21 protein-coding genes and 1 tRNA gene are annotated in these 19,752 nt (G+C 71.2%); 12 read left to right on the top strand and 10 right to left on the bottom strand.

Annotated elements, in window-relative coordinates; all coding sequences use genetic code 11:
* Positions 1–2: 2 nt before the first annotated feature.
* Positions 3–395, bottom strand: coding sequence for a hypothetical protein (locus AB5J55_RS12515; RefSeq protein ID WP_369270746.1), 393 nt, complete (start codon positions 393–395; stop codon positions 3–5).
* Positions 396–493: 98 nt separating this feature from the next.
* On the opposite strand from AB5J55_RS12515, the gene AB5J55_RS12520 reads away from it, so the two are divergent.
* Entirely contained in the window at positions 494–928 is a 435-nt protein-coding gene (locus AB5J55_RS12520; RefSeq protein WP_369270747.1) for a DUF1992 domain-containing protein, read from the top strand.
* Here AB5J55_RS12520 and AB5J55_RS12525 read toward each other — a convergent pair.
* Together AB5J55_RS12525 and AB5J55_RS12530 are read right to left on the bottom strand one after the other, a co-directional pair.
* Positions 917–1,414: a hypothetical protein gene (locus AB5J55_RS12525; RefSeq protein ID WP_369270748.1), complete on the bottom strand. Its 498-nt coding sequence runs from the start codon at positions 1,412–1,414 to the stop codon at positions 917–919. The two genes, AB5J55_RS12520 and AB5J55_RS12525, sit on opposite strands and share 12 nt — an antisense overlap.
* On the bottom strand, positions 1,381–2,055 hold the full coding sequence (locus tag AB5J55_RS12530) for a hypothetical protein (protein WP_369270749.1): 675 nt from the start codon (positions 2,053–2,055) through the stop codon (positions 1,381–1,383). Before AB5J55_RS12530 ends, AB5J55_RS12525 begins: the two co-directional genes overlap by 34 nt.
* Positions 2,056–2,156: 101 nt before the next feature.
* Here AB5J55_RS12530 and AB5J55_RS12535 point away from each other — a divergent pair, with 101 nt between their 5' ends.
* Positions 2,157–2,648 (top strand): GNAT family N-acetyltransferase, encoded by a 492-nt coding sequence (locus AB5J55_RS12535; RefSeq protein ID WP_369270750.1) that lies wholly within the window; start codon positions 2,157–2,159, stop codon positions 2,646–2,648.
* 108 nt (positions 2,649–2,756) lie between these two features.
* On the opposite strand, the gene AB5J55_RS12540 is transcribed toward AB5J55_RS12535, so the two are convergent.
* Positions 2,757–4,808, bottom strand: coding sequence for a DHA2 family efflux MFS transporter permease subunit (locus AB5J55_RS12540; RefSeq protein WP_369270751.1), 2,052 nt, complete (start codon positions 4,806–4,808; stop codon positions 2,757–2,759).
* 170 nt (positions 4,809–4,978) lie between these two features.
* On the opposite strand from AB5J55_RS12540, the gene AB5J55_RS12545 reads away from it, so the two are divergent.
* Complete coding sequence (locus AB5J55_RS12545; RefSeq protein WP_369270752.1) at positions 4,979–5,983, top strand: peptidoglycan-binding domain-containing protein; 1,005 nt, start codon at positions 4,979–4,981, stop codon at positions 5,981–5,983.
* Positions 5,984–6,104: 121 nt separating this feature from the next.
* Here the strand turns inward: AB5J55_RS12545 and AB5J55_RS12550 are convergent, their stop codons facing one another.
* Positions 6,105–6,782, bottom strand: a complete 678-nt coding sequence (locus tag AB5J55_RS12550; protein ID WP_369276168.1) for an HAD family hydrolase — start codon at positions 6,780–6,782, stop codon at positions 6,105–6,107.
* Between the two features lie 167 nt (positions 6,783–6,949).
* The gene (locus AB5J55_RS12555; RefSeq protein ID WP_369270753.1) at positions 6,950–7,531 is read right to left on the bottom strand and encodes a TMEM165/GDT1 family protein; all 582 of its coding nucleotides are present in this window, start codon (positions 7,529–7,531) and stop codon (positions 6,950–6,952) included.
* Positions 7,532–7,929: 398 nt separating this feature from the next.
* On the opposite strand from AB5J55_RS12555, the gene AB5J55_RS12560 reads away from it, so the two are divergent.
* From AB5J55_RS12560 to AB5J55_RS12585, 6 genes are all read left to right on the top strand, one after another.
* Positions 7,930–8,574, top strand: a complete 645-nt coding sequence (locus AB5J55_RS12560) for an HNH endonuclease family protein (RefSeq protein WP_369270754.1) — start codon at positions 7,930–7,932, stop codon at positions 8,572–8,574.
* Between the two features lie 109 nt (positions 8,575–8,683).
* Entirely contained in the window at positions 8,684–10,360 is a 1,677-nt protein-coding gene (locus AB5J55_RS12565) for an alkaline phosphatase D family protein (RefSeq protein ID WP_369270755.1), read from the top strand.
* Between the two features lie 153 nt (positions 10,361–10,513).
* Positions 10,514–12,463, top strand: coding sequence for an FAD/NAD(P)-binding protein (locus AB5J55_RS12570; RefSeq protein WP_369270756.1), 1,950 nt, complete (start codon positions 10,514–10,516; stop codon positions 12,461–12,463).
* A 91-nt stretch (positions 12,464–12,554) separates the two neighbouring features.
* Positions 12,555–13,007 carry a DoxX family protein gene (locus AB5J55_RS12575; RefSeq protein ID WP_369270757.1) on the top strand — a complete coding sequence of 151 codons (453 nt, stop codon included), beginning with the start codon at positions 12,555–12,557 and terminating at the stop codon, positions 13,005–13,007.
* 237 nt (positions 13,008–13,244) lie between these two features.
* Positions 13,245–13,865 (top strand): DedA family protein, encoded by a 621-nt coding sequence (locus AB5J55_RS12580; protein ID WP_369270758.1) that lies wholly within the window; start codon positions 13,245–13,247, stop codon positions 13,863–13,865.
* Between the two features lie 175 nt (positions 13,866–14,040).
* Positions 14,041–14,673 (top strand): hypothetical protein, encoded by a 633-nt coding sequence (locus tag AB5J55_RS12585; protein ID WP_369270759.1) that lies wholly within the window; start codon positions 14,041–14,043, stop codon positions 14,671–14,673.
* Positions 14,674–14,730: 57 nt separating this feature from the next.
* Here the strand turns inward: AB5J55_RS12585 and AB5J55_RS12590 are convergent, their stop codons facing one another.
* Entirely contained in the window at positions 14,731–14,961 is a 231-nt protein-coding gene (locus AB5J55_RS12590; protein ID WP_328428060.1) for a DUF2277 domain-containing protein, read from the bottom strand.
* 90 nt (positions 14,962–15,051) lie between these two features.
* On the opposite strand from AB5J55_RS12590, the gene AB5J55_RS12595 reads away from it, so the two are divergent.
* Positions 15,052–15,972 (top strand): ketopantoate reductase family protein, encoded by a 921-nt coding sequence (locus AB5J55_RS12595; protein ID WP_369270760.1) that lies wholly within the window; start codon positions 15,052–15,054, stop codon positions 15,970–15,972.
* A 62-nt stretch (positions 15,973–16,034) separates the two neighbouring features.
* Here AB5J55_RS12595 and gap read toward each other — a convergent pair whose 3' ends face one another.
* Positions 16,035–17,033, bottom strand: a complete 999-nt coding sequence (gene gap, locus AB5J55_RS12600) for a type I glyceraldehyde-3-phosphate dehydrogenase (protein ID WP_369270761.1) — start codon at positions 17,031–17,033, stop codon at positions 16,035–16,037.
* A 109-nt stretch (positions 17,034–17,142) separates the two neighbouring features.
* Positions 17,143–18,099 carry a GlxA family transcriptional regulator gene (locus AB5J55_RS12605; protein WP_369270762.1) on the bottom strand — a complete coding sequence of 319 codons (957 nt, stop codon included), beginning with the start codon at positions 18,097–18,099 and terminating at the stop codon, positions 17,143–17,145.
* A 155-nt stretch (positions 18,100–18,254) separates the two neighbouring features.
* Here AB5J55_RS12605 and AB5J55_RS12610 point away from each other — a divergent pair, with 155 nt between their 5' ends.
* Entirely contained in the window at positions 18,255–18,596 is a 342-nt protein-coding gene (locus tag AB5J55_RS12610; RefSeq protein ID WP_369270763.1) for a hypothetical protein, read from the top strand.
* A gap of 45 nt (positions 18,597–18,641) precedes the next feature.
* On the opposite strand, the gene AB5J55_RS12615 is transcribed toward AB5J55_RS12610, so the two are convergent.
* A tRNA-Val gene (locus tag AB5J55_RS12615) sits at positions 18,642–18,713 on the bottom strand.
* Positions 18,714–18,947: 234 nt separating this feature from the next.
* Between AB5J55_RS12615 and AB5J55_RS12620 the strand changes: the two genes are divergently transcribed.
* Positions 18,948–19,721: a DUF4097 family beta strand repeat-containing protein gene (locus AB5J55_RS12620; protein WP_369270764.1), complete on the top strand. Its 774-nt coding sequence runs from the start codon at positions 18,948–18,950 to the stop codon at positions 19,719–19,721.
* Positions 19,722–19,752: the final 31 nt, after the last annotated feature.

Here is a 19,752-nt window from a genome sequence, read left to right on the forward strand (position 1 = left end):
GCTCAAGCCTCGTGATAGAAGCCGACGTTGACGCTGCGCGGCTCGGTGCGGTCGTGGATGATGATCTCGCCGCTGCCGCCCCTGGGCAGCGGCACGGTCCCGCCGTAGCCGATCGGCTGGGCGTACTGCCCCACGGTCAGCCGCACCTCGGAGGACGGGTCGGGTTGCGAGCCGCGCAGCCAGGTCACCTGCCAGCTGCCGTCGGGGCCGCACAGGAACTCCAGGTGGACCCGGGAGACGAACAGCCATTCGTCCGGTGTCACCAGCCGGCACACCGACTTGTCGCGGCCCACCCGCAGCACGGCGCCCGGCTCGCTGGGCGCGTCGGCCATGAGCATGCCGGCCGTGGCACCCTCGTCCGCCGCGGACACGGCGGCCATGGTGAGTTCGAGCACGTGCGCTCCTTCTGAAACGTCCTTGTACGGCGGCCGTTTTGGCCACCGAGGCCGCATGATAAATCGCCCGGCACTGCCGCGTCCGGCACAATGAACTCATGACCGAGCGAAAGCCCCCCGGCGTCCCGTTCGAGTCCTGGGTCGACAAGCAGATCCACGACGCGCAGTCCCGCGGCGACTTCGACCGACTGCCCGGCGCCGGAAAGCCGCTGCCGAACGACCTGGAAGCGCCCTACGACGAACTGTGGTGGATCAAACGCAAGATGGCCCGCGAGGGCCTGTCGGTCCTGCCCCCGGCCCTGGCCCTGCGCAAGGAGGCGGAGGACGCCCTGATCGCGGCGTATGCGGCTCCCTCGGAGCAGACGGTCCGGAAGATCATCACGGCCGTCAACGTCAAGATCCGCGACATGCTGCTGAAGCCGCCGCCCGGCCCTCCCCTGGGCCGTAAGCCGTACGACGTCGAAGAGGTCGTACGGCAGTGGCGGGAGAGGCGCCGGGCGGCGGGCGAGTCGGGTGTTGCGTCAGGTGCGTAGGAGCCGTTCCGCCAGCTCGCGGTAGTCACGCAGCGCCAGCCGCAGCTGCTCGGTGTCGGTGCTGGACGCCCCGCCCTTGCTCTCGGCCGGATCGGTCGCCTGCCAGGCCCCGCGCAGAGTACGGCGGCGCTGAGTCACCGCCTCGGTGAAGCGGGCGGCGAGCTCTTCCAGGACCCGGTCGGCCTCCTCCACGGCGCCCCGGGGGCCGTCGACGAATCCGGAGACCGCGTGCTGGAGCTTGAGCTCGAACTTGTCGGACTCGTCGTGCGGGAAGAGCCGCGCGACCTCACGCCCTCCCTTCGCGGGGGCCGCCGCACGCGCCTCACCGCCACGCGCCTCACCGCCGGGCCGCTCGCGCCCACCGGTGGGCGCGACCGGAGGCGCGCTCTTCGCGAGGTCGTGCTCCGTCACCTTGCCGGCACCCAAGCCGGTCGTGGCGTCCGTCATGTCACTCAACTCCCCTTCGCGTGACGGGTGAACGTCCACGGCAGATGCCCGCGGTGGCCGTTGCTGCGGGCGGGTGCCCGCCCGTCGGTGTCCCCGCGGGACTCGTGGGAAGCCCGCCGACGCTGGACCGGTCCGGTCAGTTCCTCGAACAGGGCCCGTGCCTCGATCATGGCCTCGCGCATCTCCTCCGTACCCGCGCCCCCGCCTTCGCCACCCGCGCGCACGTGGGCGACGTGGTGCACATGCCGGTAGCCCTGCACATGGTCCGCGTGGTGCACGGACAGTGCGGAGAGCTGCTCCTCGTACTGCGCGCCGTCCGGGAAACCCCGGGCCTGCGCCAGCTCCGCGAGCAGCCGGTCCGCCTCGTGGACGGCCTCCTTGGGCGACTCGACGAAGTGCTCCTGGGCAGCGGCCCAGCGCGCCTCGAACCGCTCGGCCTCGGTCGGCTCCAACGGCCGCTCCCGCAGCCCGCCGTGCCGCTCCACCAACTGAGCCAGCTCACGCTCGGCAGCCTTGACGTCTCCGTCGTGCCGGGTCACGGCCCGCTCGTATTCGGGCCCGAAGCGCCGCTTCAGACCCCGACCGCCCTGCGCACCCCGAGTACGCAGGGCCAGCACGGCCACGCCGAGCACGACGACGACCGCCGCTATCACGATCAGAATGATCACACCTGTGGACATGTGTGCCGGGTTGCCCTCAGAACGCTCCTCAAACGACCGCCGAGCCGGCCTTCCACAAACTCGCTTGCGAATCCACCGGCCCCCTCACCGACAATGCGGCCATGACCTGGACCGTAGCGCCCGAACCCCCCGACTCCCCCGTGGCCCAGGCCCTTTGGCGGGCGTACTACACCGAGGTCAGCGACCGCTACTACCTACTCCACAAGGGCCACCCCACCGACCCGTCCGAACTGGCCCGCGAGCTCGCCGACCCCCCAACCACCGAACTCACCCTCCCCAAAGGCCAGTTGCTGATGGCCCGCTACGACGGCGAGCCGGCCGGATCAGTCGGCATCAGACTCCTGAACCCGAACACAGCCGAACTCACCCGGGTGTTCGTACACCCGAAGATGCGAGGCAAGGGCGGCGGCAGACACCTGGTCCTCTCAGCCGAGGCCACGGCCCGCGCCCTCAACGCCACCCGCATGATCCTCGACACCCGCCACGACCTGACAGAGGCCCGCGCCCTGTACGCAGCCCTGGGCTACGAGGAGACACCCCCACACAACGACGCCGTCTACGCCGAGCACTGGTTCACGAAGCCCCTCACCTAGGCCGGCCGCCCGGCGCACCCCCGCGGCACGGCCCCGACGCACAACGAACCCGCAGGCGCTACGCGCCCCCCCACCGGACAGCGACGGGCCACCGCAGGCATCCGGCGCTCAAGAATCCCGCGGCTGCTCCCGATCAGACCCGCACAACTCCGCATTCAACTCCTTGACCAACTGCACCAGATCGGTGGGCCGATCCGGCCCCCACCAGTCCCCCAACAGCTCGGCCAACGACTCCTCCCGAACGAGCGCCAACCGCTCGGCAACCTCCCGCCCCCGATCCGTCAGCACCAGATCGAGCCCCTCCCGAACAGCCAACCGCCGCCCCTCCACCTCCCGAGCCGCGTCGAGGATCACGGACAGCGGCACGGAACTCCGCTCGGCGAGCACCCCCGGCTCCACCCATCCGTACCTCTTGATCCGCAACAACAGCCAACTGGCCGCAGGCAACAGGTCGTACCCCGCCCGCTCGGTGATGTCCCGGTACACCTCCCGCCGCCCCTCCCGGGTGCCGAGCACCGACAACGCCCGGCACACCTCGTCGTAGGACGACCGCTCGACGGGATTGCTGGCCAGCGTCTCGGTGACATCGGGCGCGGTCACGGACCCCCGCAGCTTGTCCTCCCGCAGGAACCAGGCGAGCACGAACCCCACCAGAGCGACCGGCGCCGCGTACAGGAACACGTCGGTGATCGAGGACGCGTAGGCGTCCAACGCGGCCGGCCGCAACGCCGCAGGAAGTTCCCCGATGTCCCGTGGATCCGCCTCCAGCCCCTCCAGTGAAACCCCGGCAGGAAGCGAAACGCCCCGAAACGCCTCGACCAACTTGTCATCGAGCCGGCCGGCGAAGATCGTCCCGAAGATGGCCACACCGAACGACGCCCCGATGGACCGGAAGAACGTCGCCCCGGAGGTGGCCACGCCGAGATCCTCGTACGGGACGGCGTTCTGCACGATCAGCACCAGCACCTGCATGACCAGGCCGAGCCCCAGCCCGAAGACGAAGAAGTAGACGCTCATCTCCCAGGCGGAGCTGTCCATGTCCAGCTGGTGAAGCAGCAACAGCCCCAGCGTGGTGACCCCCGTCCCCGCGATCGGGAACACCTTCCAGCGTCCGGTACGGCTGACGATCTGCCCGGACCCGGTCGACGCCAGCAGCATGCCGGCCACCATCGGCAGCATGTGCAGCCCGGACGTGGTCGGGCTGACCCCTTGCACGACCTGGAGAAACGTCGGCAGATAGGTCATCGCGCCGAACATGGCGAAGCCGACAATGAAGCTGATGACCGCCGAGAGCGAAAACGTCCGCACGCGGAACAGCTTCAGCGGCAGCACAGGCTCGGCAGCCTGCCGCTCAACGGCGACGAACGCAACGGCGAGCACCACCCCGAGCACCGCCAGCCCGACGATCTGCACCGACCCCCACGCCCATGTGGTCCCCCCGAGGGAGGCCACCAGCACGAGGCAGGTGGCGACGGAGGCGATGAGGAACGTCCCCAGATAGTCGATGACATGCCGCGTCGACTTACGCGGAATGCGCAGCACGACCGCGATGACGGCGAGGGCGACGACCCCGATGGGAAGGTTGATGTAGAACACCCACCGCCAGCTCAGATGCTCCGTGAACACCCCGCCGAGCAACGGCCCGAGCACACTGGTCGCCCCGAACACGCTCCCGAACAGCCCCTGATACCGCCCACGTTCCCGCGGCGGGACGATGTCGCCGACGATCGCCATGGACAGCACCATGAGCCCGCCGCCCCCGATGCCCTGAAGGGCGCGGAAGGCGATGAGCTGGGCCATGTCCTGCGCCATGCCGCACAGCGCGGAGCCGACGAGGAAGATCACGATCGCGATCTGGAACAGCCGCTTGCGCCCGTACTGGTCACCGAGCTTGCCCCACAGCGGAGTCGCGGCCGTGGACGCCAGCAGATAGGCGGTCACGACCCAGGACAGATGCTCAAGGCCGCCGAGGTCGCTGACGATGGTGGGCAGGGCGGTCGACACGATGGTCTGGTCGAGTGCGGCGAGCAGCATGCCGAGGAGCAGCGCGCCGATGGAGACGAGTACGTTGCCGGGCACGTTCTCGGGCGCGTCGGCTCGCCGTTGCGGGTCCTGCGCGTCACGCACATTTCCCGTCATACCGTGCGCGTCCTCGGCCATGAAGACCTCCCGAGCGTCTCGCTACACCTCCCATGCACCTCCCATCGTGATCGCTATGCCCCGTTACGGCCTGTCGAGTCCCTTTGGAAGCAGTCCTTCCGGGGGCTTGGGGAGACGACGTGAGGAACGTCTGCATAATCTGGGGAGTTCGCGAGGGGAGGGACGAACAAGTGACTGAGCCGACGGGCGCGAAGGGTCCGGACAGCCAGGATGGCCCGATAGGCCAGAACGGTCACCTTTGCCCGGAGTGCGGTACGCCGAGAGGGACCGACAACACCCCGTCCTGCGGCTGCGGCCTGCGCGTGTCCGAGGCCCTGCGAGACGCCCGTACGGCGGAGGCGGCCGCGGCGGAGGACTTCGATCCGCTGCGGATACGGCCATACGTGGAGCTGGAGGGTACCGGCGAAGCGGGCGGCGAGACGATGCCGCTGCGAGCGGTGCCGGCAGCGCCGGCCACTCCGTTGGCGCCCCCGGCGACGACACCGAGCGCGCAGGACCTGAGCCTGTTCGAGCCGGACGGGGTGTCCGGCAGCTCTGATCCGTCCGGCACTCCCGACGTGACCTCCGCCCGTCACCGTCGTACGCGCACGGTCCTGCTGGGGGCGGGCGGAGCGCTCGTGGCCGTGTTCGCGGCGGCGGGCCTGGCGAGCGGTCTGTTCACGTACGAGGCGCCGGTACGGGAGACGGCGCTGCCGGAGGACGTACGGGCGAGCGTGCCGGCGCCGTCGACCAGCGAGGCCCGGGAGACGCCGTCCCCCACGGTGCCGTCGACGCAGTCGGCAGCGCCGCCGGCGTCGCCGTCGCCCACGGAGAGCGCGTCCGCTTCCCCGTCGCCGTCGAGGTCGAGCGCGTCCCCGCCTCCGTCAGCGACCTCGCAACCGACGAACTCCCCGTCCGCCACCGAGGCCGCCGGCCCCGAGGAGGACTCCGCCGCCGCGCGGGACCCCGCGCCTGCGACCCTCCAGCGCGGCGACCGGGGCCCCGAGGTCACGGAACTCGAGCTCCGCCTGACCCAACTCGGCCTTTACACGCGGGAGGCCAGGGGCAACTACAACGAGGGCGTCGAGGACGCGGTCATCCGCTACCAGTGGGCCCGGGGCATCCAGCCGGACGAGTACGGGGTGTATGACTTGGCCACGCGGGAGGCGTTGGAGTCGGAGACTTCCGAACCGTGACGCGGTTTCGCCTGAGAGCTCGGGGGTTCGGGCCCGATGGCGGCTGCGGGACGTGCGTGGCCGGTCCCGCAGTTCTCCGCGCCCCTTGGGCCGGCCGCAGCACCGTCGGCCGCCCCCGGCCCTAGGCGACGTACACCCGCATCGTCCCGTCCCCCAAAGCCTCCACCCGAATCTCCCGCAGGTCCGGGACCAGCGCATCCGGCCCATGGAACCCGGCGCGGGGTCCGACCCCCACGACCCGCATCCCGGCCGCCCGGCCGGCCTCGATCCCCGCGCCCGAGTCCTCGAAGACTACGCAGTCCTCCGGCGCGATCCCGAGCTCGGCGGCGCCCTTCAGGAAGCCCTCCGGATCGGGCTTGCTGGCGCCCACCGACTCCGCGGTGACCCGCACCTCCGGCTGCTCCAGCCCGGCGGCGGCCATCCGTGCCGTGGAGAGCGGCACGTCGGCGGACGTCACGAGGGCATGCGGAAGCCCCCGCAGGGAGGCCAGGAACTCAGGCGCCCCGGGAATCGGCACCACGCCCTCCACATCCGCCGTCTCCTCGGCGAGCATGCGCGCGTTGTCGGCGTGGTTCTGCTCCATCGGCCGGTCGGGCAGCAGCAGGGCCATCGAGGCGTACCCCTGGCGCCCGTGGACGATCTTCATCACCTCGTCGCCGTCGAGTCCGTGCCGCTCGGCCCAGCGACGCCAGATCCGTTCCACGACGGCGTCGGAGTTGACGAGGGTGCCGTCCATGTCGAGCAGGAGGGCACGGGCGGTGAGCACGGTGGGCGTGGTGGGCGCGGCGGTGGCCGACATCGGCAGCTCCAGGGCGAGGGGCGCGGGGGTGACAGGGGTGGCCCCCGGAGGGACAAGGTGGTCCCGCCCGCCGGTCAGGGAGAACAGGCGGGAACCACTTTGTTCCCCCACGGTACAAAACGCGGCGGGCTTTGCGCCACCGCCTCCGTGAACCATTCACCGACAGTTCAGCCGGCGATCGCCTCCCACAGGCTCCACAGACCCAGTCCGAGCATCAGCAGCGCCGCCACCTTGGTGATCAGCTTCAGCGGCACCCGCCGCATCAGCGCCTTCCCGCCGACGATCCCGAGCGCCGCCACGCTCCACAGCGCCAGCACCGCACCGACACCGACCGACAGCGGGTCGTCGTAGCGGGCGGCGAGGTTCGCCGTCATGATCTGCGTCAGATCGCCGAACTCGGCGACCAGGATGAGCATGAACCCGGCGCCGGACACCTTCCAGAAGGACTGGTTCTCCGGCTTGCGGACCTCCGCCTCGTCCTCGTCCTTCTTCATCAGCAGCACCGCGGCGCCACCGAGGAAGAGCACACCGGTCAGCGCCTGCACGAGCTGCTGCGGCAACAGCGTCAGCACGCTGCCGGCCGCCACGGCCAGCGCGACATGCACCGCGAACGCGGCGGCGACGCCGGCGAAGACGTACGAGGCGCGATAGCGGGTGCCGAGGACGAGCCCGGCGAGCGCGGTCTTGTCGGGCAGTTCGGCGAGGAAGACGACGCCGAAGACGACCGCCGTCACGGTAAAGCTGATCAAGGTTCCTCAATCGGTCGGGCTGCCCCACCGAGAGCACTGTCACTGCGCTGCGACACCTCGGCACGGCAGCACACTCGGCACCCGTGCCGTACGGCACGGGCGTGCACTGCTTGCCGAAGGTCTCGCTGGCCGACCTCGGATACGAGGTCCGCCTCCGGGCGCCGGCTCAGACGAGCTGAGCAGTATGTCGACGGTCCGGCGAAGAGCTACTCCCCTTCTGCGCCACCCATCGTACGCGAGGCCGCTCACCAGTCCACAGAAAGAAAGTCCGGCCCTCAACCTTGTCGTGTCATGAACGCGACACTAACTTCTCACCCGACGCACACCTCCCCGCAACACGGCGCGGCGAGCATTCCTTCGCTCGCTCGCCAACACCCCCACCTCCCAAGGGAGTCAGCATGTCGAAGTTCTACGCGCGTCGACGGGTCAGCATACTCGCGGCCCTCAGCGGCCTCATAGCCTCCGTCGCGCTTTTCAACGCTCCGACCGCCTCCGCCGCGCTCCCCACCCCCGTCAGCGGCGCCACCGCCCGCAGCTACCTCGCCCAGCTCACCGTGGCCACCGAGGACCGCACCGGCTACAACCGCGACCTCTTCCCGCACTGGATCACCCAGTCCGGCACCTGCAACACCCGCGAGGTCGTCCTCAAGCGCGACGGCACGAACGTCGTCCAGGACTCCTCCTGCGCCGCCACCAGCGGCAGCTGGTACTCCCCCTACGACGGCGCCACCTGGACCGCCGCCTCCGACCTCGACATCGACCACCTCGTCCCGCTGGCCGAGGCCTGGGACTCCGGCGCCGACAGCTGGACCACCTCGCGGCGCCAGTCCTTCGCCAACGACCTGACCCGCCCGCAGCTGATCGCCGTCACCGACAACGTCAACCAGGCCAAGGGCGACCAGGACCCGGCCACCTGGATGCCGTCGCGCACGGCCTACCGCTGCACCTACGTGCGCGCCTGGGTGCAGGTGAAGTACTACTACGACCTCTCGGTCGACTCGGCCGAGAAGTCCGCCCTGACGAACTACCTCGCGAGCTGCTGACGGATCGCTGACGCGGTACTGCCCGAGTTCGGCAAACCGTGATCTGCGGAACCTCCCCGATCCCCTCCGTCGTTCCGTACCGTACGGGGCGACGGAGGAGGGCGATCACGTGGCCGAACTGCGGCTTGGTCCACTGCTGAGGTACGCCGACGGCACTGCCGCGACCGTCTGGGTCGAGGCGAGCCGTCCGTGCACGGCCGAGGTGCGCGGCGCGGACGGCGCGGGCGGCGAGTCCCGTACCTTCCAGGTCGCGGGCCACCACTACGCCCTGATCCCGGTGACCGGCCTCACCCCGGGCACGGCACAGTCGTACGAGGTCCTCCTCGACGGCGCCCGAGTGTGGCCGCTGCCCGACTCCCCCTTCCCGCCCTCCCTCATCCGCACCCCCGCCGAGGGCGACACCGACACCGTCCGCCTCTCCTTCGGATCCTGCCGTTGGGCCGCACCGCCCGCCGGTGAGCCGGACCCGGTCGGACCGGACGCCCTGGACACCCTGGCCGTGCGGATCGCCGCCGAACCAAACGGTGAGCGGCCGGATGTGCTGGTGCTGCTGGGCGACCAGGTGTACGCCGACGAGACGTCCAAGGCGACCAGGCGCTGGCTGGCCGCGCGGCGCGACCTGAGCGAACCGCCGGGCGACGAGGTCGCGGACTACGAGGAGTACACCCGGCTGTACTACGAGTCCTGGCTCGACCCCGAGGTGCGCTGGCTGCTGTCCACCGTGCCGAGCTGCATGATCTTCGACGACCACGACGTCATCGACGACTGGAACACCTCGGCCGCCTGGCTCGCCGACATGCGGGAAACGAGCTGGTGGCGCGAGCGGCTGCTCAGCGGGCTGATGTCGTACTGGGTCCATCAGCACCTCGGCAACCTGTCGCCGGCCGAGCTGGCCACCGACCCGCTCTACGCCGCCGTACGTGAAACCCCCGACGGCACCGACCTGTTGCGCTCCTTCGCCTGCAAGGCGGAGGCCGATCCTGCCTCCGTCCGCTGGAGCTACCGGCGCGACTTCGGCCGCGTACGACTGCTGATGGTGGACACACGGGCGGCCCGCGTCCTCGACGAGGGCTCGCGATCCATGCTCAACCCGGGCGAGGCCCGGTGGCTGCGCGAGCAGGCGCTCGACGCGCGTGGTTCGTACGACCACCTCCTGATCGGTACGTCCTTGCCGTGGCTGCTGCCGCACCTGGTGCACGACGCCGAGGCGTGGAACGCCTCGCTGTGCCGGGGTGAGCGCGGCGAGCGCTGGGCGCGCTTCGGGGAGGATCTGCGGCGGCGGGCCGATCTGGAGCACTGGGCGGCCTTCCCGTCGTCCTTCGACGCGTTGACGGAGCTGATCGCCGAGGTCGGGTCGGGGGCACAGGCGCCGGCGACGGTGTGCGTGCTGTCGGGGGACGTGCACCACGCGTACGTGGCCGAGCCGACCTGGCCGGACGGCGGCGGGCCCGACGCCCGTGTCCTGCAGCTGACCTGCTCGCCCGTCCACAACGCCATCCATGCGGCGATCCGGCTCGGCTTCCGCTTCGGCTGGAGCGGGGTGGGCCGCTGGCTCGGACGGCGGTTCGCGGGGCACGGAGGCTGTCCCCAGCCGCCGGTCGACTGGCGCCGCACGGGCGGGCCCTGGTTCGGCAACCAGCTCATGACGCTGACACTGCGGGGCCGTTCGGCCCGGCTGCGGCTGGAGCAGGCGCGGGCGGTGCGAGGAGCGGGGGCCGAGGGCGCCGGGGGGCGGGGTGCCGGGGCGCGGCTGCGGACGATCGCAGAGTCCGAACTCGCCCCGTAAACAGACGGTTCCACCGCATAGAGGCCCGCGTGTGGCGTGACGCACGTGGTGTTCGTGATGCATCCCACACTCACTCGCCCCAAGGCTCGGTTCACCCCGCCCCCGACGGCATGATGAGCCGGACCGTCCGCTTCCACCCGGCGGTTCGCTCCAATGCGCCCCACACGCCCGGGAGTCACCCTTTTGTCTGCACCGCCCTCCGCGCCGACCCCGGACTCCCCCACGGTCTCCGTCGCCCTGGTCGGCGCCGGCCCCCGCGGCACCAGCGTCCTGGAACGCCTGTGCGCCTCCGCTCCCGAACTCGTCCCGCCCGGGGCGCGTCTCACGGTCCACGTGATCGATCCGGCACCGCCCGGCCCGGGGCGTGTCTGGCGGACCGCCCAGTCGCCCGAGCTGCTGATGAACACGGTGTCCTCACAGGTCACCCTGTTCACCGACGAGAGCGTGGACTGCTCGGGCCCGATCCGGCCCGGCCCCAGCCTGTACGACTGGGCGGGCGGCGCTCTGGGCCCGGACGAGTACCCGACCCGCGCCCACTACGGCCGGTACCTGGAGTGGGTGTTCGCGAAGGTCGTCCGCGAGGCACCGCCCACCGTGCGCGTCGAGACGTACGCGGCCCGCGCGGTACGGCTCGACGACACGCTCGACGGCAGCCAGATCCTCACCCTCCACGACGGCCGTATGCTGCCCGGCCTGTCCGCCGTGGTCCTCGCGCAGGGGCATCTGCCGACGGCCGCCGACGCAACCCAGCGCCACCTCGCCGGGTACGCCGAACGCCACGGCCTGCACTACGTGGCGCCCGCGAACCCGGCCGACGTCGACCTGTCCTCCGTATCGCCCGGCGAACCGGTGCTGTTGCGCGGCCTGGGCCTCAACTTCTTCGATCACATGGCCCTGTTGACGACGGGACGAGGCGGCAGCTTCGTCCGCGCCGGGGGCGGCCGTGGACTGCGCTACGTCCCTTCCGGCAACGAGCCGCGCGTGTACGCCGGTTCGCGGCGCGGCATCCCGTACCAGGCACGCGGCGACAACGCGAAGGGGGCGTACGGCCGCCACCTCCCGCTCGTGCTGACGCCCGAGGTGATCGCCGGTTTCCGTAAGCGGGCGGACTCGGGCGAGGCGCCGGACTTCCTCGCGGAGATATGGCCGCTGGTGGCGAAGGAGGTGGAGACGGTGTACTACACAGCGCTGATAGCGGAGGCGCGGCAGCAGGCGGCTTTCGCGGAGCGCTTCCTCACCGTCCCCCACCGCGACCCCCAGGAAGCCTTGCTGCTCGACGAGTTCGGCGTGCCGGAGCGAGAGCGCTGGAGCTGGGACCGGGTGTCCCGGCCGTACGCGGGATGCGACTTCGCGGATCCGGGGCGGTGGCGCGACTGGCTGCTGGCGTATCTGCACGAGGACGCGGCCCAGGCCGCCCGGGGCAATGTGCACGGCCCGCTGAAGTCGGCCCTCGACGTGCTGCGCGACCTGCGCAACGAACTGCGGCTCGTCGTCGACCACGGCGGCCTCGCCGGCGCCTCCCGCCGGGACCATCTGGACCGCTGGTACACCCCGCTCAACGCCTTCCTGTCCATCGGCCCGCCTCGGCGGCGCGTGGAGGAGCTGGCGGCGTTGATGGAGGCGGGTGTGGTGGAGGTGCTCGGGCCACGGCTGGAGGTGCGGGAGGAGCGGGGGGCGTGGGTGGCGCACTCCCCCGAGGTGCCGGGCTCGGCGGTACGGGTGACGACCCTCGTCGAGGCGCGGCTGCCGGAACCGGACCTGCGCCGCAGCGGCGACGAACTGCTGGCACGGCTGCTGAAGACCGGGCAGTGCCGACCGCACGCCGTCGATGGTTACGAAACGGGAGGACTGGACGTAACACAGCGGCCGTACCGTCTGATCGACCGTCAGGGCCGCGCGCATGAAAGGCGGTTCGCGTTCGGGGTGCCCACGGAGGGCGTGCACTGGGTGACGGCGGCCGGGGCGCGGCCGGGTGTGGATTCGGTCACTCTTTCGGATGCGGATGCGGTGGCGAGAGCGGCGCTACGTGCGGCTGTTCCTGGGCCTGGAGGGGATGCCGAGGCGACGCGATGGCCGAATGTTGAACTTGCAAGTGTTGATTAGGTCTACCTAACGTGGAGCCTACCGATCAGTATCCGTCCCCACACCGTTCCTCATTGGGACCGGTAAACCTCAGACCGAGGGAGTCCCCCACATGACCGGACGCCTCAACAGCGCCCAGCCGTATGCCATCGGCCTGTTCCGCATCGTCGTCGGCCTGCTCTTCGCCTGCCACGGCGCCATGTCCATCCTCGGCGCCTTCGGCGGCGTGGACGGCAAGGGCGGCACCGCCGCGACCGGCGCCTGGCCCAACTGGTACGCGGCCGTCATCGAGCTCGTCGGCGGCAGCCTGGTCCTGCTCGGCCTCGGCACCCGCATAGCCGCGTTCATCGCCTCCGGCGCCATGGCCTACGCGTACTTCAAGGTCCACCAGCCCGAGGGGCTGTGGCCCATCGAGAACAGCGGCGAAGGTGCCGCGATGTACTGCTGGGCCATGTTCCTGCTGATCTTCACCGGCTCCGGCGCGTTCGGCCTGGACCGGCTGTTCGCCAAGCGCTCCGGCACGGAGAGCAGGACGGCGCCGGACCAGACGCCGGTCACTGCCTGACGGCCGGACGGCCACCGCTCGCGCACGACGGCGCCGGCACCCGCGAGGCTCACGCGGGTGCGGGCGCCGTTCGCTTCGCTGCGGCCGTGTGAACATGCTGTGCCGAACACACGAGCCCCCGATGAACCTCCTGTCACACCCCCGGCGTACGCTGTATGGCTGTCATAGGCCGCCCCTGCCGCTCCCCCGCGACGTCGCGGCACGGTCTGGCCACGGGGGGAAACACGGGGAGTTGCGGTGCTCGAGGGTCTCGAGGACGTGGGTTCGCTGACAGCGGCCCCTTGGATCTATGTGGTGGTGGGCCTGTCGGTCCTGCTGGACGTGTTCGTACCGGTGCTGCCCAGCGGCGTTCTGGTGATCACGGCGGCGACGGCGGCGGCCGCCGGTTCGGGCGCGGCGACCGGTCAGGTCCCCGGCGAGGTCCCCGACATCCTGGCCCTGACGCTCTGCGCCGCGACGGCCTCCGTCCTGGGCGACCTGGTCGCCTACCGCCTCGCCCGGCGCGGCGGCGCCCGACTGGACCGCGCGATCGCCCGCTCCCGCCGCCTGACATCGGCGCAGGAACGTCTCGGCACAGCGCTCGCCCGAGGCGGCGGCGCCCTGGTGGTCCTGGCCCGCTTCGCCCCCGCCGGCCGCTCGGTCGTCTCGTTCGGCGCCGGCGCCACCCACCGCAGCGCCCGCGACTTCCTTCCCTGGTCCGCCCTGGCCGGCCTCGCCTGGGCCGTCTACAGCGTGGCCCTCGGCTACTTCGGCGCCCAGTGGCTGGGAGCGACGTGGCTGGCGACGGCGGTGTCGGTGGGGGCGCTGTTCGCGGCGGGGGCAGTGGCGACGTACCTGGTACGGCGCAGGCCGGCGTAACCCTCCGCGACGTTGAGTGGCCGCATGAGCACATGGCGTGCACGATGGATCCCACGCAATGGGGCAAGCGCCGCCAACTAGGTCGCTCGATATCAATCAGGTCGATATCGGTCAGGTCGCTCGATGGGTTCGCGTCCGACTCGCCCCGCCGCCGCGAGGAAAGGGACCCACTGGCATGAGTGCCCGCGCGCCGAAGGCGACGAGACCATCGCAGCGCGCCCGCGTGCGCACCGCCCTGGCCGGACTGCTCCTCGCGGCCACGGGTGCCGCGACGCTGGTCTCGTGCGGCGGGGACGACAGCGGCGACGGCGCCGCCTCCCCCAGGCCGACCCCCACGCCCCCAGATACGGCCTCGTTCTCCGGCACGGCGGCCACGGCCCTCTCCTCGCTCGAGGCGTCCGCCCGCGAGCGGGCCTCCGCAGCGGCCTCCTCCGCCTCCGCCCGCGCCTCGGAGTTCGAGGCATCCGTGTCGGCGGAGATCATGCGGGCCAACCAGGCCGCCCAGCGGGAACTAGAGGACGTCGACGGCCGCGGCAACGCCACCGCGGACGTGTCGCTCACCGGAAAGCCACGCGCCCAAACGGGCGGTCTGCTGGCCGTCGTCGTGAACATCACCAACCGCACCGACGAGACCGCGTCCTACGCGGTGCAGGTCGACTTCCGCGACTCCGAGGGCAAGGTCGCCGAGACCCGGTTCGTGGGCGCGGAGGATCTGGAACCCGGCGAGCGGGCAGAGCCGCTCGCCATCAGCCGCAAGCCTCCCGAGCCACGCCTGACCGCCGAGATCGCCAAGGCGCAGCGGTACTGACGCCCGCCCTCACCGGAAGGCGCGTCACCCGGATCCGGCGGACTCCGGAGGAACCCTCTAGCCCGCCCGGCGGGCGGCCTGCCCCCGGATCTCCAGACCGGCCAGCAGGTCGGCCGTGGCTTCGGCGATCACATCGACGGCGCGGTCGAAGACCTCCTGATTGTGCGCGGCCGGGGCGCGGAAGCCGGAGACCTTGCGGACGTACTGCAGGGCGGCGGCGCGGATGTCTTCCTCCGTCGCCTCTTCGGGCAGCGCGGGCGGACGAAGTGTCTTGATGCTGCGGCACATGCCTAACAGTCTCCCTCGGACAGGGCCCTGTCTGCCATGATCACGTCCAAGGCGGCCACCACTGAGGGGCCGACCGACGAGAGGAGCCGCATGACGGCGCATCGCACGACGGCGAACGACCGACTCACGGTGGCGGTACTGGGCCCGGGCGGCATAGGCGGCCTGCTCGCCGCGCTGCTGTCCAGGTCCGGGCACCGCGTCGTCTGCCTGGCCGGCGACGACACGGCCAAGGCTCTGCGTACGACCGGAATCCAGGTCCGCAGCGGCCTTTTCGGGGACTTCACGGCTCAGGTGGAGGCGGACACCGAGCTCCGTGAACCCGTCGACGCCTGCCTGATCACGGTCAAGGCCACCGCCCTCGACACGGCCCTGGGCCGCGCCCCGCGCGCAGCGCTCGGCGACGCCCTGATCGTCCCTTTGCTGAACGGCGTCGAACACCCGGAGACCCTCCGCACCCACTACCGCCCGGACCGCGTCGCCCCCGCGGTCATCCGCGTCGAGTCGACTCGGGTGGCGCCCGGGGAGATCGAGCACACGAGCCCCTTCGCGGAGATCGACCTGACGGGCGACACCGTCCCCCGCGACCGCCTCGAAGCCCTCGCGCAAGCTCTGGACGCGGCCGGCCCCACCACCCGCGTCCTCCCGGACGAGACGGCAGCCCTCTGGGCGAAGATGTCCTTCCTGGCCCCCTTCGCCCTCCTCACCACCCGCCACGCCCTCCCTCTCGGCGACGTACGCACGCACCACCGCGAGGAGTTGACGTCCCTGGTCGAGGAAACGGCAGCCGTCAGCCGCGCCTGCGGCGGCCCCGCCGACCCGGCCTCGGCCCTCGCCCGCTACGACGCCTTCCCGCCCGCCACCAAGTCGTCCATGCAACGGGACGCCGAGGCCGGCCGCCCCCTCGAACTGAACGCGATCGGCGGAGCGTTGCTACGAGCCGCCGAACGCCACGCGGTGCCGGCACCCGTAACAGCGCGCCTGGTCGGCGAGTTGAGGGACGCGGGCCACTAGCCACCGCACACCCGTTGTGACTGGCGCTCCGGCCGGCCCGACCGGCCGACCGGAGCGTCCGGTCAGCGGGTGGCGAGGAATTCGAGCGTGTCGATCACACGGTTCGAGAAGCCCCACTCGTTGTCGTACCAGGCGACCACCTTGACGTGGCGGCCGTCGACGCGGGTGAGGGCCGAGTCGAAGATCGACGAGGCGGGGTTGCCCACGATGTCGGACGACACCAGCGGGTCCTCCGAGTACTCCAGAACGCCGGCCAGCGGCCCCTGAGCCGCGGCGCGGTACGCCGCCAGCACGTCGTCGCGCGTCACGTCGCGGGCGACGGTCGTGTTGAGCTCGACGATCGAGCCCACCGGCACCGGTACGCGGATCGAGTCGCCCGACAGCTTGCCGTCGAGGCTCGGCAGCACCAGGCCGATCGCCTTGGCGGCGCCGGTCGTGGTCGGCACGATGTTGACGCCGGCGGCCCGGGCGCGACGGGCGTCGCGGTGCGGACCGTCCTGCAGGTTCTGCTCCTGCGTGTAGGCGTGCACCGTCGTCATGAACCCGTGCTCGATACCGGCCAGTTCGTCGAGCACCTTGGCCAGCGGCGCGAGCGCGTTGGTGGTGCAGGAGGCGTTCGAGACGATCGTGTGCAGGTCCGGGTCGTACGCGTCGGTGTTGACGCCGTACGCGAGCGTGACGTCGGCGCCGTCCGACGGCGCGCTGACGAGTACCTTCTTCGCGCCCGCGTCGAGGTGGCCCCGGGCGGCCTTGGCCGAGGTGAAGCGGCCGGTGGCCTCCAGGACGACGTCGACGCCGAGTTCGGCCCACGGCAGCTGCGCCGGCTCGCGCTCGGCCAGCACCTTGATCCGACGGCCGTCGACCACGAGGGCGTCCCCGTCGACGGTCACCGGACGCCCGAGCCGGCCGGCCGTGCTGTCGTAGGCCAGCAGCCGGGCGAGAGTGGCGGGCTCCGTCAGGTCGTTCACGGCGACGATCTCGAGGGCGCTGTCGCGCTCCAGCAGGGCGCGCAGCACATTGCGTCCGATGCGGCCGAATCCGTTGATGGCGATGCGAGTCATGAGTGATGTCCCTTCCCTTCGCCACCAGGGTCGCCCGCGACTCACGCCGCTGACAGTGGCGGGATCGCCATGGTTCAAAAGGATCCCGCCACCCAGCGGTGGGGACCGGTCACTCGCCCCGAGTGAAGGTGCGCCGGTACTCACTCGGTGTGGTGCCGAGGATGCGCTGGAAGTGCAGGCGCAGGTTCGCGCCGGTGCCGAGCCCGATGTCGGCGGCGATCTGCTCGACGCTGCGCTGCGAGCGCTCGAGCAGTTCGCGGGCCAGGTCGATGCGGGCGCGCATCACCCACTGCATCGGCGTGTAGCCGGTCTCCTCGACGAAGCGCCGGGAGAACGTGCGCGGCGAGACCTCGGCCTGCCGCGCCAGGGTGTCGAGGGTGAGGGGCTCACCGAGCCGGTGCAGCGCCCACTCGCGGGTGGCGGCGAACCGCTCGCCGAGCGGCTCCGGGACACTGCGCGGCACGTACTGGGCCTGGCCGCCGCTGCGGTAGGGGGCGGCAACCAGACGCCGGGCCGCGTGGTTGGACGCGGCCACGCCGAGGTCGCCGCGCAGGATGTGCAGGCACAGGTCGATGCCGGAGGCGGCGCCGGCCGAGGTGAGCACGCTGCCCTCGTCGACGAACAGCACGTTCTCGTCGACCTGGACGAGCGGATGCCTGGACACGAGTGCCCGCGTGTAGTGCCAGTGCGTCGTGGCGCGCCTGCCGTCGAGCAGGCCCGTGGCGGCGAGCGCGAAGGCGCCCGTCGAGATAGCGGCGAGCCGCGCGCCCCGTTCGTGGGCGGCGATCAGCGCGTCGACGACGGCCTGCGGCGGGTCGTCACGGTCCGGGAACCGGTAGCCGGGCACGAAGACGATGTCGGCCCACGCGAGCGCGTCGAGGCCGTGGGCGACGTAGTACGCGAGGCCGTCGCCGCCGGCCACGAGACCGGGTGTCGCCCCGCACACCCGCACCTCGTACGGCATGCTCGCGCGGGTCGTGAACACCTGCGCGGGAATTCCGACATCGAGCGGCTTCGCACCCTCGAGCACGAGGACGGCGACGCGACGCAGGGGGGAGGCTGACACAGGAAGAGGTTACGTGGGGCGTGACTTCGCCACGCCCCCTGCGGGGACCGGGCGACCGGCGCCGAGTGGCCAACTGACGTGCTCCGGCACACCCGTTCGCATGAACCCCCCGAAGACGCTCGCAACCCAAAATCGAACAGGCGTAGCATTGAGCCGTGGCTACGCCCTATGACTTTCCGAGTGACCTTCTCGCCGGTCAGGAGGAGCTGCATCAGGTCCGGGCCGAGCTGTCGGCCCTCCTGAAGCGGCTTCCCTGGTCGGTCGTGCCCCTGGACGGCTTCAGTGACGACAACAGCTGGCGCAAGGTCGAGCGCCCCGCCTCCCCCGGCTGGACCCAGGACGAGCAGGCCGAGGTGGAGAAACTCCGGCAGCGCGAGCGCGAACTCGCGGTCTTCGTCAGCGGCCACCGCTTCTGGTCGGAAATCACCGGGGCAGAGCGGGTGGACGCCCGCACAAAGCTGAAACACGCCCACGCGCCGTCGGCCGACGAGCGCTGAAACGCGAAGGACCCCGACCACGAAGGTCGGGGTCCTCCACTGCTGTGGGCGCGGACGGTTTCGAACCGCCGACATCCTGCTTGTAAGGCAGGCGCTCTACCCCTGAGCTACGCACCCGAGAACGAGTCGACAGCCTACCTTGCCAGGGGCCATGCCCCGCAAACCCGTATCGCGGACGCCCCGGGAGGACCGGGAGGGCCGGAAGACCCTGGGGTTATCCCCACCACGGATCCGGGAGTGGCCCGGATCCCCCGGCGGGCCCCGGATCCGTACGGTCGAGGCATCACCGCAACCCTGGGCCGTAAAGGTCGGCCCCAGGGAAGTCCTGAGGAAGTCCAGGGGGAGATCGTCATGGCCCGTACCGTTCCCGTCCGTGCCGCCGTGGTTGCCGGGGCCGTCGTGGTGCTGCTGGGCGGGGTCACCGCCTGTGGGGCCTCCGCCGGGGACGACAAGGACCCTGAGCGGCGGTCCTTCGCGTTGGAGGGGCGGACGCTGACCATCGACTCCGACGACTCCGCGTTGGAGATCGTCGCCGCCGACAAGAACAAGTCCGGCGCCGTGGAGGTGACCCGGTGGTTCCAGGGGTCGGTCGCGATCGGGTCGGATCCGAAGGTGACGTGGGCGATGGAGGACGACCGGCTGGTACTGCGGGAGAAGTGCTCGGGCATGATCGCGAACTGCTCGACCAAGCACCGTATCGAGGTGCCGCGCGGCGTCAAGGTGAAGGTCGAGGACGGGGACGGGAGCGTGCGGGCGCGGGGGTTCCGGGATGCGTTGAGCGTTCGTACGGGGGACGGGTCCGTGCGGGTCACCGACTCCAGTGGGCCGCTGGACCTGAGGACGGGAGACGGGTCGGTGCGGGTTTCCGACGTGTCCTCGCGGCAGGTCAAGGCGCAGACCGGAGACGGCTCGGTCCGCCTCCAACTCGGCACCGTGCCGGACCTGGTGGAGACCCGCAGCGGCGACGGTTCGGTGACGATCGAGCTGCCCCGGGCCACGTACCGCGTGTCCACCGAGACCGGTGACGGCTCGGTCGATGTGTCCGTGCCCCGGGACGACACCAGCTCCCACGTCGTCTCCGCCCGCACCGGTGACGGAAAAGTCACTGTCCGAACCGCGAACTAACCGGCCCGTGTGTTCGTCCTAAACCGGTGGG

Source organism: Streptomyces sp. R11 (assembly GCF_041051905.1).
Lineage (GTDB): Bacteria > Actinomycetota > Actinomycetes > Streptomycetales > Streptomycetaceae > Streptomyces.

Bases quoted from the DNA above. Each gene is read 5' to 3' on its own strand.
- AB5J55_RS12520 (WP_369270747.1), top strand. From the start codon at position 494: ATGACCGAGCGAAAGCCCCCCGGCGTCCCGTTCGAGTCCTGGGTCGAC.
- AB5J55_RS12530 (WP_369270749.1), bottom strand. From the start codon at position 2,055: ATGTCCACAGGTGTGATCATTCTGATCGTGATAGCGGCGGTCGTCGTC.
- AB5J55_RS12535 (WP_369270750.1), top strand. From the start codon at position 2,157: ATGACCTGGACCGTAGCGCCCGAACCCCCCGACTCCCCCGTGGCCCAG.
- AB5J55_RS12540 (WP_369270751.1), bottom strand. From the start codon at position 4,808: ATGGCCGAGGACGCGCACGGTATGACGGGAAATGTGCGTGACGCGCAG.
- AB5J55_RS12550 (WP_369276168.1), bottom strand. From the start codon at position 6,782: ATGTCGGCCACCGCCGCGCCCACCACGCCCACCGTGCTCACCGCCCGT.
- AB5J55_RS12560 (WP_369270754.1), top strand. From the start codon at position 7,930: ATGTCGAAGTTCTACGCGCGTCGACGGGTCAGCATACTCGCGGCCCTC.
- AB5J55_RS12570 (WP_369270756.1), top strand. From the start codon at position 10,514: ATGCGCCCCACACGCCCGGGAGTCACCCTTTTGTCTGCACCGCCCTCC.
- AB5J55_RS12575 (WP_369270757.1), top strand. From the start codon at position 12,555: ATGACCGGACGCCTCAACAGCGCCCAGCCGTATGCCATCGGCCTGTTC.
- AB5J55_RS12585 (WP_369270759.1), top strand. From the start codon at position 14,041: ATGAGTGCCCGCGCGCCGAAGGCGACGAGACCATCGCAGCGCGCCCGC.
- AB5J55_RS12590 (WP_328428060.1), bottom strand. From the start codon at position 14,961: ATGTGCCGCAGCATCAAGACACTTCGTCCGCCCGCGCTGCCCGAAGAG.
- AB5J55_RS12595 (WP_369270760.1), top strand. From the start codon at position 15,052: ATGACGGCGCATCGCACGACGGCGAACGACCGACTCACGGTGGCGGTA.
- gap (WP_369270761.1), bottom strand. From the start codon at position 17,033: ATGACTCGCATCGCCATCAACGGATTCGGCCGCATCGGACGCAATGTG.
- AB5J55_RS12620 (WP_369270764.1), top strand. From the start codon at position 18,948: ATGGCCCGTACCGTTCCCGTCCGTGCCGCCGTGGTTGCCGGGGCCGTC.